This window comes from Amycolatopsis sp. VC5-11, assembly GCF_037034185.1.
GTDB classification, from domain to species: Bacteria; Actinomycetota; Actinomycetes; order Mycobacteriales; family Pseudonocardiaceae; genus Amycolatopsis; species Amycolatopsis nivea.
This window is the reverse complement of sequence record NZ_JBAGKF010000001.1, coordinates 548,446-563,196: the sequence shown is the minus strand read 5'-3', so window position 1 is coordinate 563,196 and position 14,751 is coordinate 548,446. Positions and strand designations below refer to the sequence as shown.

Sequence of the window (14,751 nt, the reverse complement as noted above, 5' to 3'; positions counted from 1 at the left end):
GTACAGGGTGACTCAGGGTGGCCTCATCGGGCAAGGAATCGCAGGTCATCGGTGTGGGATCGGGGTTAAGAACTCGGCCCGGGAGTGCCCCGCGGCAGTGGCCGTCCGGGCAACCGAGGGCGCGGCAGGGCTCAGATCAGCGTCAGCAGGCCGATGACGGACCCGGCGGCGAGACCGAGCAGCACCGCCAGCAGCAGGACCCAGTGCGCGGGCAGCGGGCCGTTCTGCGCTGCCTGGGCGGGGCGCCGGACAGTCGCGTCGGCGGACCCGACCGGCGGGATCGAGCCGGTGGTGCCGGGCGAGGTGTCGGCCGCGTCGAGGGCGGCGCGTTCGCGGGCGAGCGAGTCGGCGCCCGCGCCGGACAGCAGGCCGTAGTTGGGCGGCAGTTCGGTGGTCGGGCCGGTCTGCGACGGCGCGCCGGTCTGGGCCGAGGCGCCGAACGAACCGGTGCCGGATGCCGGAGCGGCACCGAACGAACCGGTTCCGGCGGTACCGGGGCCGGAGATGCCGGGACCGCCTGCCGCGCTGAACGAGCCCGTGCCGGACGCGCCGGGCTGGACCGAGCCGGTGCCCGAAGCTTCCGAAGCAGCCTGGTCTTCCGCTGGATTCGGCAGGACGTGCGGAGCGAAGACGGCTTGTGCACGCAGCGCGTCGGCCAGTAACCGTTCCGGGTCTTTCGGCTCGCTCATCCGCTCCGTCCGCCTGTCGAAGTGCTAGCTCGTCACGTACTCAAGGTAGCCCGGCCCGCCTCGGCCACCCATTCGCCCCGGTGCAGTACCCGGGACGGGCGCAGGTCGTCGTCCAGGATCACGGCGTCCGCGGCGAGGCCGGGGCGCAGTGCGCCGGTGCGGTCGGCGATGCCGAGCAGTTCGGCCGGTCGCGCCGACGTCGCCCGGACGGCGTCCAGTACGTCGAGTTTCGCACCCTTCACCAGGTTGCGGAAGGCGTTGTCCATGGTCAGCGTGCTTCCGGCGAGCGAACCGTTGTCCAGGGTGGCGACGCCGTCGTGGACGTCGACCTCCAGCCTGCCCAGCGTGTAGCGGCCGTCGGCGGCGTCGGTGGCCGACATGGCGTCGGTGATCAGCACCGTCCGGCCGCGGCCCGCGTGCTGCGCGGCCAGCCGCACGACCGTCGGGTGCAGGTGGACCAGGTCGCAGATCAGCTCGACCGTCACGCGCTCGTCGTCGAGCAGCACGCCGACCGGACCCGGCTCGCGGTGGTGCAGCGGGCGCATGCCGTTGAACAGGTGGGTGGCGACCGTCGCGCCGGCGTCGATGGCCGGAACCAGCTGGTCGGCGACCCCGTCGGTGTGGCCGATCGCGGCGATCACGCCGGATTCGGCGAGCTGCCGGACCGCCTTGACGCCGCCGTGCAGCTCGGGCGCGAGCGTGACCATCCGGATGGCGCCGTGCCCGGCGCGCAGCAGCTTCTCGACGGTCCCGGTGTCCGGTTCACGCAGAGTGTCCGGATCGTGGGCACCGCAGCGCGCGCGCGAGATGAACGGGCCCTCCAGGTGGATGCCCGCGAGGTCGCCCTCCTGCACGAGTTCGCGCAGCGCGGCGATCTGTTCGGTGAGCAGGTCGATCGGGTCGGAGACCAGGCTCGCGAGCATGGTGGTGGTGCCGTGCCGCCGGTGCGCGCGGACCGCGGTGCGGATCTCGTCCGGGTCGAGCGTCGAGAACGACGCGCCGCCGCCGCCGTGGCAGTGGGTGTCCACGAAACCGGGCACGACCAGCGCCCCGGCGACGTCGACCGTGGCGGCGTCCGGGCTGCTCGGGGGCGTTCCGGTGCCTACCGCGGCGATCTGTCCGCCGGACACGGCGAGCCAGCCGTCGTCGAGTACGCGGTCCGGGGCCACGACGCGGCCGCCCGTGATGACGAAGTCTCCGGGGTGCTTCACGCGGTCCAGCATATATTGGTCTGGACCAAGGAGGGTCGACCAGCGCGAGATTGGTCCGCCCAGGTCACTGAGGCGGCTGCATTGCCTTCTGCAACGCTTCCAGCGCCCGGCTGGCGGTTGACTTCACGGTGCCCTTCGAAATGCCCGCGGCTTCCGAAATCTCCGCTTCGCTCAGCCCGCCGTAGTAGCGCAGCACGAGCACCTCGCGCTGGCGCGGCGGAAGCTTCGACAGGGCGTTGACCACGGCCTGGTGCTCGCTGGAGAGCATCGCGAGGCTTTCCGCGGACCGGGCGTTCACCGCGTGCGGGGGCACGTACTCGCGGGCGGTCTTGCGCCGGCGCAGCACACTGCGCGATCCGTTGACCACCGCGGTGCGCAGGTAGCCGACGGCCGCGGCGGCGTCGCGCAGCCTGCCCCAGTTGCGGTGCAGGCCGGTGAACGCCTCCTGCACGACGTCTTCGGCCGTGGCCGGCTCGTCGACCAGCAGGATGGCCAGCCGGACCAGCCGCATCCGGTGCTGCCGGTAGAGGTCTTCCAGGTTCAACGGGGCGGTCGGCGGCTGCGCCGGGACCGGCCCGTCCATGGTCCGCAGGTGGCCGAGGGTCGCCTCGACGCTGCGTTCCGCGTTCCCCTCCAGCATGTATCCCCGCCTGTCCTCGACGTGTCCGCTCCGCAGGCCCCAACGCGTGCGCGATAGGCACAGCGTGCACACAGGTTCCGCCCGCGCCTAGCCTATCGGGTTGGCCTCCCGCTGCCACCGCTCGCATGGTGCGTCCGCCCGGCTGTCACCGGTAGCGTCTGCGGCGTCACTGTCGTGCTCACCCCAGGAGTAAGCGCATGGCCTGGTACCTCGTCGAAATCCGCTATGTCCAGGAGAAGCTGGCCGACGTCCGGCCGCGGCACCGGGACTACCTGAAAGAGCACGTCGAGGCAGGCCGCGTCGCGGTGGCCGGTCCGCTCGCCGACAACTCCGGCGGGCTGGTGCTCTGGCAGGCCGAGGACGAGGCGGCGCTGGCAGAGCTGATCGACAACGACCCGTACGCGCTCGAAGGCGTCGTGGCCGAGCGCAGCGTCCGCGAGTTCAAGCCGCTGCTCGGCGACTGGGTTCCGCCGCAGAACTAAAGCTCCAGGACGGCGGGCCCGCGGTCGACGCAGATCCGCACGCGCCCGCCGTCTTCGGCCGCCACCTCGCAGGTGCCGCAGAAGCCCTGGCGACACGAGTACGGCACGTCTGGCAGCACCTCGCGCACCACGTCGAGCGTGGAGCGGTCGGCAGGCACGTCGAGGGTGCGGCCGCTGCGGCGCAGCACCACGCGGAACGGTTCGCCGTCCACGATCGGCGGCGGCGAGAACCGTTCGAAGTAGACCGCGGTCGCGCCCGTGCGGGCCAGGTCGACGCGGACGCCGGTGATCATCGGCACCGGGCCGCAGCAGTACACCGACGCGCCCTCGGGCATTTCCTCCAGCAGTTCCGCGCCGGACGCCGGGATGCCGAACTCCGTGTCCGGCCGGACCCGCACTCGCTCGGCGGGAAGCTCGTCGAGGAACGGCATCGATTCACGAGAACGGCCGGTGTAAACCAGCCGCCAATCCGCGCCGATCTCCTGCGCACGGCGCACCATCGGCAGGATCGGCGTGATCCCGATTCCGCCCGCCACGAAGTGATACGCGGGTGCGGCGACGAACGGAAAAGCATTGCGCGGCCCGCGCGCGGTGACGCGGGTTCCGGCGGTGAGCGCGTGCACCTCGGCGGACGCGGAACCGATGTGCCGCACGGCAATCCGGTAGTGCGACAGGTCCGAAGGCGAACCGCACAGGGAATACTGCCGCACTGTTCCGGAAGGCAGGATGAAATCGATATGCGCGCCGGGACGCCACGCGGGCAACGGTGTCGAGTCCGGTCGTACGAGCCGAAGACTCACCACGCCGTCGGCTTCGGCGCGCACGGCGTCGACGACCAACGGCAGCCGACGGTCGACCTCCCGCACCGGCGGGCGCCGTCGCCCGGAAACCTCGGCCAGCTTTCGATAAGCCGCGCCGACCGCGACCAAAGTGGACATCAGCCGGTCGCGCCTGCCGCTGCCGTCGAGTCGGGGCGGGAACTGCGGTGCGGTCATCGCGGAGCGTCGGCGGCCTTGGCCGCGGGCGAACTCGCCAGGTACGCCACCGCCTGGTCGGTGTTGCCGGTTTCGGTGGGGTGATAGGACTTCCGGAAGTACGGCCGGATCTCGTGCAGCAGTTCGCGCGGTCCGGGCAAGAAGCCTTGCCGGGCGGCGCGCCGGTAGGCCCGCCAGCTGGTGCGGCCGGGACGCGTCGGGTCGTTCTTCATCAGGAACCGGGTGCCGCGCAGGAAAATCCACGCCAGCACCGGCGTCACCACGAGCATCGAACGCACTCGGCGACCGTAGCGGCCGTCGAGGTGGCAGAACAGGTCGTAAGCCACCGACCGGTGCTCGACCTCCTCCGCGCCGTGCCAGCGAAGGAGATCCAGCATCGTCGCGTCCGCGCCTGCCGCGTCGAGTTCCTTCGCGTCGAGGATCCACTGGCCGAGAAACGCCGTGTAGTGCTCGATCGCCGCGACCAGCGCGAGCCGTTCGATCAGCCACTCCCGGCTCGACCCCGGCCGGTCGCCGAGCAGCCGCCGGAACATCCACTCCATCTGCGCGATGTAGGGCCGCACGGAAACCCCGGCGGACTCCAGGTGTTCGGCCGCGCCGTCGTGCGCGACGGCGTGCATCGCCTCCTGGCCGATGAACCCGAGCACGTCCTCCTTGAGCCGCTCGTCGCGGATCAGCGGGACGGCCTGCTTGAACACCTCGACGAACCAGCGTTCGCCCTCGGGCAGCGCCAGGTGCAGCACGTTGATGCTGTGCGTGGCCTGCGGCTGCCCGGGAATCCAGTGCATCGGCAGCTTCGACCAGTCGAACTCCACGTCGCGCGCGTGGAGCACGATCTGTTCGTGGTCGGCACTCATGACCGGCCGCTCAGCTCGTAATCGCTCGGCTCGACGCGCCGCGTCTCCAGCCAGTACCGCCAGGTGAAGCCGGGCCAGATGGTCCGGTTGACGCCCTTCGCGTCGAGGTACCAGCTCTTGCAGCCGCCCTGGGTCCACACGCCCTTGACGAGCTTGTCCTGGATCTGTTCCTGGAATTCGTCCTGCACCGACGGCCGCACGTCGAGCGCCGCCGCGCCGCGGGAATCGGCCAGCCGGATCGCGTCGACCACGTAGCGGGACTGCGATTCGATCATGAACACCACGGAGTTGTGGCCGAGCGCGGTGTTCGGGCCGAGCAGGAAGAACAGGTTGGGGAACCCGGACACGGTGATCCCCTTGTGCGTCTGGATCCCTTCGGTGGCCCAGGTTTTCGCCAGATCGCGGCCGCCGACGCCGGTGATGTCGAGGTACTCCAGCGCGTCGGTCACCTTGAAACCGGTGCCGTAGATGATCGCGTCGACCTCGTGCTCGACCCCGGCGGTGTCGACGATGCTGTGCGCACGGACCTCGGCGACACCGTCGGTGACGACATCGACATTCGGTCGGTCCAGCGCGGGGAAGTAGTCATTCGACAGCAGGACGCGTTTGCAGCCCATCGTGTAGTCGGGCGTGACTTTCCGGCGCAGCGCGGGGTTTTTGATGCCCTTCGCGATGTGCCTGCGCGCGAGGATTTCGGCGGCCTGCATGAGTTTCGGGTGCCCGTTGAACCCGATCGCGCGGGATTCGAGCATCCAGTACAACGCGTTGCGGTACAGCCGCTGCGTGCCCGGAACGCGCTTGAACAACTGCCGTGCCCAGCCCGGCATTGCGTGGTCCGGCTTCGGCATGATCCACGGCGGCGTGCGCTGGAACAGCGTCAATTCGCCGACCTCGGGCGCGATCTTCGGCACGAACTGCACCGCGCTCGCGCCGGTGCCGATCACCGCGACCCGCTTGCCCGCCAGGTCGAACTCGTGGTTCCACTGCGCCGAATGCCAGGTCTGGCCCTTGAACTTGGCGATGCCCGGCAGTTTCGGGATCTGCGGGATGTGCAGTCCGCCGACGCCGGCGACGAGGAACTGCGCGGAAAACTCGGCGCCGCCCTTGGTTTCCACTGTCCAGCGGCGTTCGCCCTCGTCCCAGTGCGCGCCGGTGATCTCGGTGCCGAACCGGATCTTGTCGCGCAACCGGTACTTGTCGGCGACGCCCTTGAGGTAGTCGAAGATCTCCGGCTGCGGCGAGAACGACCGGCTCCAGTCCGGGTTCTGCGCGTAGGAGAACGAGTACATGTGCGACTGCACGTCGCACGCGCAGCCCGGGTACGAGTTGTCCCGCCAGGTGCCGCCGACCTCGTCGGCTTTCTCCAGGATCACGTAGTCCCGGATGCCCGCTTTTTCGAGCTGGATCGCCTGGCCGAGCCCGGAAAACCCGGTGCCCACGATCACGACCTTGAACCGCTCGGTCATCTTGTCGGCCTCCGCTGCGCTGGGGGTCTGGCAGCGTTGATGTTACCTCAGGTAACAGTTACTTCAAAGTACTTCCTACTCGTCAGTACCACTCGGCAGCCGATAGACCACCAACGTCTGCTCCGGACGCTCGGCCACGTGGAACGCGGCGTGCGTCGCCGTCACCACGCCGAGCCTTGGATGCCGAAAGCGCTTCTGACCTGCGTGGCTGAACTGGATTTCGTAATGCGGCCACCACTCGCGCACCTCGGGGCTCGCCTCGGTCAACTCGGCCACCAGCCGGGTCACGCGCGGGTGGTCGGGATGCCGTCCGGCGATCGCGCGCAGCCGGGCCAGGATGTTGCGCGCCTCCTGCTCCCAGCCGACCAGGACCTCCCGCGCGGCGGGCTCGGTGAACATCCAGCGGACGACGTTCGCGCCCGGCTCGATGTTCCGGAACAGCTCCGCGGCGGCGTCGTTGTACGCGAGCAGGTCGTAGCAGATGCCGGTGACGTACGCGGGGTTGTCGCCCAGCATCGCCGGGACGCCCGCGACCTCGGGCGCGGCTTCCTCGGGCGCGTCCTCGGCAGTGGCTCCGCCATCGGCGAGCCGGCGAAGGTGTTCCTGCTCGGCGCTGGTCAGCCGCAGTGCCCGGGCTAGGGCGTCGAGCACCTGGTCGGAAGGACGGACGTCGCGGCCCTGTTCGAGATAGGTGAGCCAGGTGGCGCTGATTCCGGCCAGCAGAGCCAGTTCTTCGCGGCGCAATCCGGGCGTGCGGCGGCGGCCGGTGACCGGCAGGCCCGCGTCGGCCGGGGCGATCCGCTCGCGGCGGCTGCGCAGGAAGGTGCCCAGTTCGACGCTCACCCTAGAACCTCCAGTACCAGAATAACGCGATTCTGGATACCAGCTTAACGGCGCGCGAGGCTGGGTCCTATGCGAGCTTGGAATGTCGACGCACAAGGCCTGCGTCTCTCTGAACTGCCGGAACCCGCTCTCCAGGGCGGTGGCGTCGTCGTGGAGGTGCTCGCCGCGCACGTCCCGGCCTACACGAAGGCGGTGGTGACGGGCGGGCGCGGCGGCCTGCCGGTCCCGCTGGTCCTCGGCCCCTCGTGCATCGGACGCGTGACCGACGTCGCGCCGGACGTCTTCCACGTCGAGCCGGGCGACATCGTGCTGGACACAGCGCTGCTCAACGCGGGCGACGGCGACGAGATCCTGGTCGGCTGGGTCGGCCTCGGCGCTGCCGGCCGCAACGAGCGCGCGGACCGCATGCACGAGGTGTGGCATGACGGCACCTTCGCGGAGAAAGCTTTGTGCGCCAAGGAAACGATGATCAAGCTGCCCGGTGCCGAGAATTACCCGGACCCGGCGCGGCTGGCGTTTCTGCCGTGGCTTTGCGTTGCCGCCGCTGGCCTGCACACCGCGGGTCCGCTGGCCGGACGCGACGTCGCGGTGATCGGTGCGACCGGTCAGATGGGCGGCGCGGCAGTGCTGCTGGCGCTGGCGGAAGGCGCGGCGACGGTGACGGCGGTGGGGCGCAACAAAGTGGCGCTCGACCGCTTGGCTGAACTCGACCCGCGCGTGCGCACCCACCAGCTGACCGGCGATCGGGCGACGGACGCAGCGGCGATCGGCCCGGTGGACGTAGCCCTCGACGCTCTCGGTGCCACCCCGACGGCGGACGCGACGATGGCCGCCTACGACTGCCTTCGGGTACGCGGCACCCTGGTGCTCGTCGGCGGCGTACGCCAGGAGTTGACCATTCCGTACGGCGAATTCATGCACCGCAGGCTCACCCTGCGCGGCTCTTGGATGAGCGACGACGAGACGGTGCGGACGGTGTGGAGCCTCGTCCGCTCAGGCGCGCTGGACCTCTCCGCCGTGGAACTCCTGAAGGTGGGCCTCGACGATCCGGAATCCGCTCTCGATCTGGCGGAAGGCACTTCCGGGCTGAGCTTCGTCGCGCTCGTGCCCTAGTAGACGCCGCCGAGTTTCGAGTGGTCCCAGCTCGCGATCTTCGTCGGACGCAGGATCAGCCCGACCCGCTTGGGCGCCTGCCGTTCGATGAAGGTCCGCAGCTCGTCGGGCACCGGCGCGCCCGGTTCGGCCCCGGAGTAGCGCATCATCAGCGCGATCCCCATCGCCGTGACCTGCTCGGTGTCCTCGACGAACTCGACGTCCGCCTCGAACGAAAGCCCGCGCAGCTGGTCGTACGAATCGCCGCTTTCGATCAGCACGGTCGCCTCGGGCAGCCGGCGCAGGTTCTTCGCCTTCTGCGAGGTGCCGTAAGTCCACGTCGCGACCCCGCCCTCCTGCGGGTAGTACCAGAGGGCGGTGAGGTGCGGCCTGCCGTTCGGGCCGACCGAGGCCACGTTGATGACCTTCTGCTCGGCCAGGTAGGCCTGCACCTCGTCCGGCTTCATCCGGATCTGGTCGCGACGGGACATGACGCTCCTCAGCTGCGCTTGGTGGCCGCGCGTCCGCCGTGGCCGGTGACCGACGCTTCGAACGCGCCGCGCTCCTCGACGTCCTTCAGCGCGGCCCGGTCCGCCGCAGGCACCCGCGTCCGCGCGCCGAGTTCGACGATCGGCGGCAGGAACGAGCGCAGCAGCTTCAGGCCGCCGACCCAGCGTGGCACGTGGATCGTCCGCGCGCGGCGCAGAATCCCGGCCTCCAGGTCGTCGAGCGCGACGTCCAGCGGGTACGTCTTGCCGAGCAGGCCCGGCATCCCGGCGCGCAGCTTGCCGAACACCGGGTGCGCGTCGGCGCTTTCGACCAGGTTGGTGCGGATCCAGGTGGGGTGCGCGACGCCGACCTTCACGCCGAGGTGCGCGACCTCCGCGCGGAGGCTGTTGCAGAACGCCTCGACGCCCGCCTTCGCGGCGGCGTAGTTCGCCATGCCCGGCGCGTGCGTGATCGCGGCGAGCGAGGAGATACCGAGCAGGTAGCCGCGGCGTTCGATCACGTGCGGCATCGTGACGCGGAACGTGCGCCACACGCCGAGCAGGTCGACCTCGATCACCCGCTCGAACGCGGTGCGGTCCACCGAGCGCACGAATCCGGCGGTCGCGATGCCCGCGTTGGCGATGACGATGTCGATGCCGCCGAAGTGCTCGACCACGCCCTCGGTGACGCGCTCGAGGTCGTCCCAGCTGGTCACGTCGGCTTCCCAGGACTTCGCGTTCGGTCCGATCCGCTTGGCGACCGCTTCCTGTTCGTCGGCCTCGAGCCCGACGAGCGCGACCTTGGCTCCGCGCGCGGCGAGCCGCTCGGCCAGGCCGGCTCCGATCCCGCGAGCGGCTCCGGTGATGAGCACGACCTTGCCGTCGACCTGCTTCTGAGCCACGGTGCCCTCCTGAGCCGGTTTTGCCTGTCCGGAGGGCACCGTACAACAACCTACCCGCAGTAAGCTACTGTTCGGTAAGTATCAGTTCGACGCTTCGCCCAAAGCGGTGAGTTCGGCGTCGGTCAGGGTCAGCTCGACCGAAGCGAGCAGGTCAACGAGCTGCTCCGGGGTCCGCGCGCTGGCGATCGGCGCGGCGACGGTCGGCTGCTGGCGGAGCCACGCGAGCGAGACGCTGGCGACCGAGGTCTGGTGCGCGGCGGCCACCTCGTCCAGCGCGGCGAGCACCCGTTCGCCCCGGGCGTCGAGGTAGGCCAGCGCCCGCGGGGCACGCGGCGAGTCGCCCGGTTCGTCCTTCGAACGGTACTTTCCGGTGAGGAATCCCTTGGCTAGTCCGAAATACGGCAGCGTCGCCAGGTTCTCCTTGGCGACGAGCGGGGCCAGTTCTCGTTCGTAGTCGCGCTCGACCAGGTTGTAATGCGGTTGCAGGGCAACGTATCGGGCGAGCCCGTTCCGGTCCGAAATGGACAATGCGGAGGCGAGCCGGTCCGGCTCGTAGTTGGAGGCCGCGATGTAGCGGACCTTGCCGTCGCGGACGAGCTGGTCGAACGCGCCGAGGGTTTCTTCCTGCGGGGTGTCGAGGTCGTCGATGTGCGCGTAGTACAGGTCGATGTGGTCGGTTCGGAGGCGCTGCAACGATTCGTCGACCGCCGCGGCGATGTTCTTCGCGGAGAGGCCGGGCCGCTGGTCTCCCCCGCCGACCTTGGTGGCGATGACGATGTCGTCGCGGCGGCCGCGCTTGGCGAGCCAGTTGCCGATGATCGTTTCGGAACCGCCCCCGCCGCCGTAGATGTTGGCGGTGTCGAGGAAGTTGCCGCCGGCCGCGGTGTACGCGTCGAGAACAGCGAATGACGTGGGTTCGTCCGCGGTGTTGCCGAAGACGTTGCAGCCGAGGTTGAGGCCGTGGATGTCCAATTCCGTGGTGCCGAGCTTCGTCATGCTTTCGAACCTAATCCGGCCGGGACGGGAGGAAAACCGGGTTCTCGCGCGTTGGGCGGGACATGGCTATCGAACTGGGCAAGCTAGGTGTGTGGCGGATGTCGACCGCGGTGGACAGCGCGTTCGCCGCCGAGGTGGAGAAACTGGGCTACGGCACGATCTGGCTCGGCGGGTCTCCCGGCGGCGACCTGGCGATCGTCGACGAACTGCTGGCCGCGACCGAGGGGATCAAGATCGCCACCGGGATCGTCAACATCTGGGCCGACGCGCCCGAGGACATCGCGCGGGCGTTCCATCGCATCGAGGGCAAGCACCCGGGACGGTTCCTGCTCGGCGTCGGCGCGGGCCACCGCGAGCACACGCAGGAGTACAAGAAGCCGTACGCGGCGCTGGTCGACTACCTCGACGCGCTCGACGCGGCCGGGGTGCCCACGCAGTCGCGCGCGCTGGCCGCACTCGGCCCGAAGGTGCTCGAACTCGCCCGCGACCGCACCGCGGCCGCGCATCCGTACCTGACCACCCCGGAGCACACCCGGGCGGCGCGGGAGCTCCTCGGTGCTGGAGCCGTGCTCGCCCCCGAGCAGAAGGTCGTCTTCGACACCGATCCGGAGCGGGCGCGCGAGACCGGCCGCAAGACGGTGCAGTTCTATCTCGGCCTGTCCAACTACACCGCGAACCTGCTCAAGCACGGCTTCTCCGAGGAGGACATCGCGGGGAAGGGCAGCGACCGGCTGATCGACGCGCTGGCCGTCCACGGCGACGGAAAAGCGCTGGCCAAGGGCCTGCAGGCGCACCTCGACGCGGGGGCTGAGCACGTCAGCGTGCAGTCGCTGGACGACGATCCGTTCCCTGCCTACCGGGCAATCGCGGCGGAGCTGCTCTGAATCGCTCCAGTCGGTTTCGTCTCGTGTGAGGTAGGACCGGTCGCCCCGGCCGGTCCACCTCGTACGATGCCGCTGTAGAAGCCAGTCGTCTCGAGGAGGAACCGATGCCCATCGCCACCCCCGAGGTGTACGCGGAGATGCTCGACCGGGCGAAGAAGGACGAATTCGCCTTCCCGGCCATCAACGTGACCTCGTCGGAAACCGTGAACGCCGCGATCCGCGGGTTCGCCGAGGCGGAGAGCGACGGGATCATCCAGTTCTCCACCGGCGGCGCGGAGTTCGCGTCCGGGCAGAAGGTGAAGGACATGGTTGTCGGCGCGACCGCGCTGGCCGAGTTCGCTCAGGTGGTGGCGGCGAAGTACGACGTCAACGTCGCGCTGCACACCGACCACTGCCCCAAGGACAAGCTGGACGGCTTCGTCCGCCCGCTGATCGAGATCTCCGCCGAACGCGTCCGGGCGGGCGGCCTGCCGCTGTTCCAGTCCCACATGTGGGACGGTTCGGCCATCGACCTGGACGAGAACCTGCAGATCGCGCAGGAACTGCTTGCCAAGGCCGCGGCGGCGAACATCATCCTCGAGGTCGAGATCGGCGTCGTCGGCGGCGAGGAAGACGGCGTCGAGGCGGAGATCAACGAGAAGCTGTACACCGCCGAGGGCGACTTCCTGAAGACGATCGACGCGCTGGGCGCCGGCGAAAAGGGCCGCTACCTGCTGGCCGCGACGTTCGGCAACGTGCACGGCGTGTACAAGCCGGGCAACGTGAAGCTCCGCCCGGACGTCCTCAAGGGCGGCCAGGAAGCAGCGGCGAAGAAGCTCGGCCTCGACGCCGGCTCGAAGCCCTTCGAACTGGTCTTCCACGGCGGCTCGGGCTCGCTCCCGGAGGAAATCCGCGAGGCGGTGTCCTACGGCGTGGTGAAGATGAACGTGGACACCGACACGCAGTACGCGTTCACCCGCCCGATCGCGGACCACTTCTTCAAGAACTACGACGGCGTGCTGAAGATCGACGGCGAGGTCGGCAACAAGAAGGTGTACGACCCGCGCAGCTACCTGAAGGCCGCCGAAGCGGGCATGGCGACCCGGGTGGTCGAGGCTACGCAGGCGCTTGGTTCGGCTGGCAAGAAGCTGGGCTGACGTTGCTTGGGGAGGCCGTCTCGATCTTCTTGGTCGGGGCGGCCTCCCGGCTTTTTTGCCCGGTAGCGGGGGGCTGCCGGGTGCGAGCCGCGGCTCAACTCCCGCGCACGAGATCCAGCGCAGCCGCGTTCACCTCAACCGGATTCGAAGCGCTCAGGAAATGCTGCCCGCCTTCGACCACCTCTAGCCGCGCGTCCGGGGAAGCCGTGAACATCCGGATTTCTTCCTCGGCGTTCGCCACCGAATAGACCTGGTCCGCCGTGCCGTGCAGCCAGCGGACCGGGCAGCGGACCTCGTCGAGCCTGCCGTGCAGCCCGTCCCGGTCCCGCAGGTTGACCGTGCTGATCCGCAGCCGGTGCCGCCCCGCGTCGCCGGAGTAGTTCGCGCGGTAGGCGGCCAGCCAGAACTTCCGGTCCTCTTCGGACAGTCCGCCCATCGCCGTGCCGAACACGCCGTCGACGAATTCGTCCGGTACGACCCAGTCCTCGCCTGCCGGAGCCGCGAGGAGGTCGACGACCGGGGTGTTGAACGCGATCCCGTCCCAGCAGCCCAATTCCCGGCTGCGCGGGCTTTCGAAGTCCATCGACGTGCCCAGCAGCAGAACTCCCCGCACGACCTCCGGGGCGAGCAGCGCCATCCGTACCGCGATCCAGCCGCCCTGCGAGGTTCCGAGCACGTGGGCCTCGCGGATGCCGAGGGCGTCCAGCACCTGGAGGTTCGCGATCGCGCTGTCCCAGTAGGTGAAGTGCCGGTACCCGGCTCGCGTCCGGCCGTGTCCGTACGGTTCCAGCGCGAGCAGATTCGCTGCCGACGTCAAGGACGGGTCATCGAATTGCGGCCGGTACAGCTCGGCCGACGTGGTGTACGAATTGATCAGGACCAGCGTGGGCAGCGCGGGGTCGTACGGTTTCGCGAAGGTGCAGCCGACGGTCGATCCGCCGAGATGCGGGATCTCGACGGTCTGCTCGGTCTTGCTCATGGACCACTCCTCAGTCGGGGACGCTGCTCCCAGAGTGGCCACGATTAGTCATGCAGTCGAATGATATCTACGCATTGAATTATGCGTCTGAGACATTCTCGCGATGGGTCCGGACGCGCGCCCGGGTGCGTGCTTCGAAGAAGTCGCCCAGGTCGATCGCGGTCTCCTCGACCAGGTGGGCGCGCGGGTTGTCCGGGTCCCATCCGGCGTAGAGCGGCACCCGCAGCGGTTCCGCCTCGCCGCGGATCGGAATCGCGACCACGTCCGGTCCCGGATCGTCGGTCAGCACCGCGATCCCCCGGCCCGCGACGGCGAGCGCGGCCGCGATGGCGGGCTGCCGGACGACGAGCGGATCGGCGAGCCGGCAGCCGACCCGGGCCACTTCCTGGTCGAGCAGACGGCGCGCGGCGCTGTTCGGCGTGAGCAGGACGAGCGGGTGCCGGACCAGGTCCGCGACCTCGATCTCCGGCAGCCGCGCGAGTTCGTGCCCCGGCGGGACGTGCGCCCAGATGAGCGCCGAGGAGATCGCGCGCCGACGCCATCCCGGACGGGGCACGCCGGTCGACACGCCAAGGTCGGCACCCCTCGCCGCGGCGGTGTCGAACACGCGGAACGGCTCGGCCTCGTCGCAGTCGAGAAGCGGCGCGGACGTGCCGCGGGCGATGAGATACGGCGCGACGACCGACGAAATCGTGGCGGGCGGCGCGATCACGTGCAGGATTTCGCGGGTCTGGGCGGCTTCCTGCTGAGTGCGTCCGACGACGTTCTCGGCGAGCGTCAGCAGGTCGGTCGCCCGGTCGTAGAACCGGGCACCGGCCGGGGTGGTCCGCAGCGAGCCCTTGCCGCGCACCAGCAACCGCACGCCGAGGCTGTGTTCGAGCCGCTGGATCTGCCGCGTCATCGCGGGCTGAGTGATGTTGCACCGGCGGGCTCCCGCGGAGATCGAGCCCTCCTGGACCACCGCGACGAACGAGGCGAACAGCGTCAGATCCACCATGTCTCAGCAACATACTCCGATGCGGAAGTGGCATTGGACAGCATGGCCGCGGATAGCTCACGCTGACCGGACGGCTCGCTCGGAGCCGTCGTCC

16 protein-coding genes are annotated in these 14,751 nt (G+C 69.6%); 4 read left to right on the top strand and 12 right to left on the bottom strand.

Annotated features, from left to right (window positions below):
* Nucleotides 1-131: 131 nt before the first annotated feature.
* From WA670_RS02855 to WA670_RS02845, 3 genes are read right to left on the bottom strand one after another with little or no spacing between them, the layout of a single operon-like run.
* On the bottom strand, nt 132-689 hold the full coding sequence (locus tag WA670_RS02855) for a hypothetical protein (RefSeq protein WP_134727678.1): 558 nt from the start codon (nt 687-689) through the stop codon (nt 132-134).
* Nucleotides 690-721: 32 nt separating this feature from the next.
* Nucleotides 722-1,912, bottom strand: coding sequence for an N-acetylglucosamine-6-phosphate deacetylase (gene nagA / locus WA670_RS02850; protein WP_043834785.1), 1,191 nt, complete (start codon nt 1,910-1,912; stop codon nt 722-724).
* A 52-nt stretch (nt 1,913-1,964) separates the two neighbouring features.
* Entirely contained in the window at nt 1,965-2,540 is a 576-nt protein-coding gene (locus WA670_RS02845; RefSeq protein ID WP_051172562.1) for a SigE family RNA polymerase sigma factor, read from the bottom strand.
* A 197-nt stretch (nt 2,541-2,737) separates the two neighbouring features.
* Here WA670_RS02845 and WA670_RS02840 point away from each other — a divergent pair, with 197 nt between their 5' ends.
* The gene (locus WA670_RS02840) at nt 2,738-3,022 is read left to right on the top strand and encodes a YciI family protein (protein ID WP_037808820.1); all 285 of its coding nucleotides are present in this window, start codon (nt 2,738-2,740) and stop codon (nt 3,020-3,022) included.
* Here WA670_RS02840 and WA670_RS02835 read toward each other — a convergent pair.
* The 4 genes from WA670_RS02835 to WA670_RS02820 form a co-directional block, all read right to left on the bottom strand.
* Nucleotides 3,019-4,017, bottom strand: coding sequence for a PDR/VanB family oxidoreductase (locus WA670_RS02835; RefSeq protein ID WP_134727677.1), 999 nt, complete (start codon nt 4,015-4,017; stop codon nt 3,019-3,021). The two genes, WA670_RS02840 and WA670_RS02835, sit on opposite strands and share 4 nt — an antisense overlap.
* A complete protein-coding gene (locus tag WA670_RS02830) occupies nt 4,014-4,874 on the bottom strand; it encodes a metal-dependent hydrolase (RefSeq protein WP_134727676.1) in 861 nt (286 codons plus the stop codon). Before WA670_RS02830 ends, WA670_RS02835 begins: the two co-directional genes overlap by 4 nt.
* Nucleotides 4,871-6,340 carry a flavin-containing monooxygenase gene (locus WA670_RS02825; protein ID WP_134727675.1) on the bottom strand — a complete coding sequence of 490 codons (1,470 nt, stop codon included), beginning with the start codon at nt 6,338-6,340 and terminating at the stop codon, nt 4,871-4,873. The genes WA670_RS02830 and WA670_RS02825 overlap by 4 nt, the downstream gene beginning before the upstream one ends.
* 75 nt (nt 6,341-6,415) lie before the next feature.
* Entirely contained in the window at nt 6,416-7,183 is a 768-nt protein-coding gene (locus WA670_RS02820) for a helix-turn-helix transcriptional regulator (RefSeq protein ID WP_336156856.1), read from the bottom strand.
* Between the two features lie 69 nt (nt 7,184-7,252).
* Here WA670_RS02820 and WA670_RS02815 point away from each other — a divergent pair, with 69 nt between their 5' ends.
* The gene (locus tag WA670_RS02815) at nt 7,253-8,296 is read left to right on the top strand and encodes a zinc-binding dehydrogenase (protein ID WP_134727673.1); all 1,044 of its coding nucleotides are present in this window, start codon (nt 7,253-7,255) and stop codon (nt 8,294-8,296) included.
* Here the strand turns inward: WA670_RS02815 and WA670_RS02810 are convergent.
* The 3 genes from WA670_RS02810 to WA670_RS02800 all read right to left on the bottom strand — a co-directional run bounded on the left by WA670_RS02810 (nt 8,293) and on the right by WA670_RS02800 (nt 10,661).
* Nucleotides 8,293-8,766, bottom strand: coding sequence for a pyridoxamine 5'-phosphate oxidase family protein (locus tag WA670_RS02810; protein WP_134727672.1), 474 nt, complete (start codon nt 8,764-8,766; stop codon nt 8,293-8,295). The genes WA670_RS02815 and WA670_RS02810 overlap by 4 nt on opposite strands.
* Nucleotides 8,767-8,774: 8 nt before the next feature.
* Entirely contained in the window at nt 8,775-9,665 is an 891-nt protein-coding gene (locus WA670_RS02805) for an SDR family oxidoreductase (RefSeq protein ID WP_134727671.1), read from the bottom strand.
* 81 nt (nt 9,666-9,746) lie between these two features.
* Nucleotides 9,747-10,661, bottom strand: a complete 915-nt coding sequence (locus WA670_RS02800) for an aldo/keto reductase (RefSeq protein ID WP_134727670.1) — start codon at nt 10,659-10,661, stop codon at nt 9,747-9,749.
* 62 nt (nt 10,662-10,723) lie between these two features.
* On the opposite strand from WA670_RS02800, the gene WA670_RS02795 reads away from it, so the two are divergent.
* Together WA670_RS02795 and fbaA are read left to right on the top strand one after the other, a co-directional pair.
* Entirely contained in the window at nt 10,724-11,545 is an 822-nt protein-coding gene (locus WA670_RS02795) for an LLM class F420-dependent oxidoreductase (protein WP_043834768.1), read from the top strand.
* 104 nt (nt 11,546-11,649) lie between these two features.
* Nucleotides 11,650-12,681 carry a class II fructose-bisphosphate aldolase gene (gene fbaA, locus WA670_RS02790; RefSeq protein ID WP_037808805.1) on the top strand — a complete coding sequence of 344 codons (1,032 nt, stop codon included), beginning with the start codon at nt 11,650-11,652 and terminating at the stop codon, nt 12,679-12,681.
* Nucleotides 12,682-12,775: 94 nt separating this feature from the next.
* On the opposite strand, the gene WA670_RS02785 is transcribed toward fbaA, so the two are convergent.
* Both WA670_RS02785 and WA670_RS02780 read right to left on the bottom strand, forming a co-directional pair.
* On the bottom strand, nt 12,776-13,660 hold the full coding sequence (locus tag WA670_RS02785; protein ID WP_336156855.1) for an alpha/beta fold hydrolase: 885 nt from the start codon (nt 13,658-13,660) through the stop codon (nt 12,776-12,778).
* Between the two features lie 79 nt (nt 13,661-13,739).
* Nucleotides 13,740-14,657: a LysR family transcriptional regulator gene (locus WA670_RS02780; protein ID WP_336156854.1), complete on the bottom strand. Its 918-nt coding sequence runs from the start codon at nt 14,655-14,657 to the stop codon at nt 13,740-13,742.
* Nucleotides 14,658-14,751: the final 94 nt, after the last annotated feature.

Coding starts and splice junctions, on each gene's coding strand:
- WA670_RS02785 (WP_336156855.1), bottom strand. CDS start 13,660: ATGAGCAAGACCGAGCAGACCGTCGAGATCCCGCATCTCGGCGGATCG.
- fbaA (WP_037808805.1), top strand. CDS start 11,650: ATGCCCATCGCCACCCCCGAGGTGTACGCGGAGATGCTCGACCGGGCG.
- WA670_RS02830 (WP_134727676.1), bottom strand. CDS start 4,874: ATGAGTGCCGACCACGAACAGATCGTGCTCCACGCGCGCGACGTGGAG.
- WA670_RS02855 (WP_134727678.1), bottom strand. CDS start 689: ATGAGCGAGCCGAAAGACCCGGAACGGTTACTGGCCGACGCGCTGCGT.
- WA670_RS02780 (WP_336156854.1), bottom strand. CDS start 14,657: ATGGTGGATCTGACGCTGTTCGCCTCGTTCGTCGCGGTGGTCCAGGAG.
- WA670_RS02815 (WP_134727673.1), top strand. CDS start 7,253: ATGCGAGCTTGGAATGTCGACGCACAAGGCCTGCGTCTCTCTGAACTG.
- WA670_RS02840 (WP_037808820.1), top strand. CDS start 2,738: ATGGCCTGGTACCTCGTCGAAATCCGCTATGTCCAGGAGAAGCTGGCC.
- WA670_RS02810 (WP_134727672.1), bottom strand. CDS start 8,766: ATGTCCCGTCGCGACCAGATCCGGATGAAGCCGGACGAGGTGCAGGCC.
- WA670_RS02800 (WP_134727670.1), bottom strand. CDS start 10,661: ATGACGAAGCTCGGCACCACGGAATTGGACATCCACGGCCTCAACCTC.
- WA670_RS02795 (WP_043834768.1), top strand. CDS start 10,724: ATGGCTATCGAACTGGGCAAGCTAGGTGTGTGGCGGATGTCGACCGCG.
- WA670_RS02835 (WP_134727677.1), bottom strand. CDS start 4,017: ATGACCGCACCGCAGTTCCCGCCCCGACTCGACGGCAGCGGCAGGCGC.
- nagA (WP_043834785.1), bottom strand. CDS start 1,912: ATGCTGGACCGCGTGAAGCACCCCGGAGACTTCGTCATCACGGGCGGC.
- WA670_RS02825 (WP_134727675.1), bottom strand. CDS start 6,340: ATGACCGAGCGGTTCAAGGTCGTGATCGTGGGCACCGGGTTTTCCGGG.
- WA670_RS02845 (WP_051172562.1), bottom strand. CDS start 2,540: ATGCTGGAGGGGAACGCGGAACGCAGCGTCGAGGCGACCCTCGGCCAC.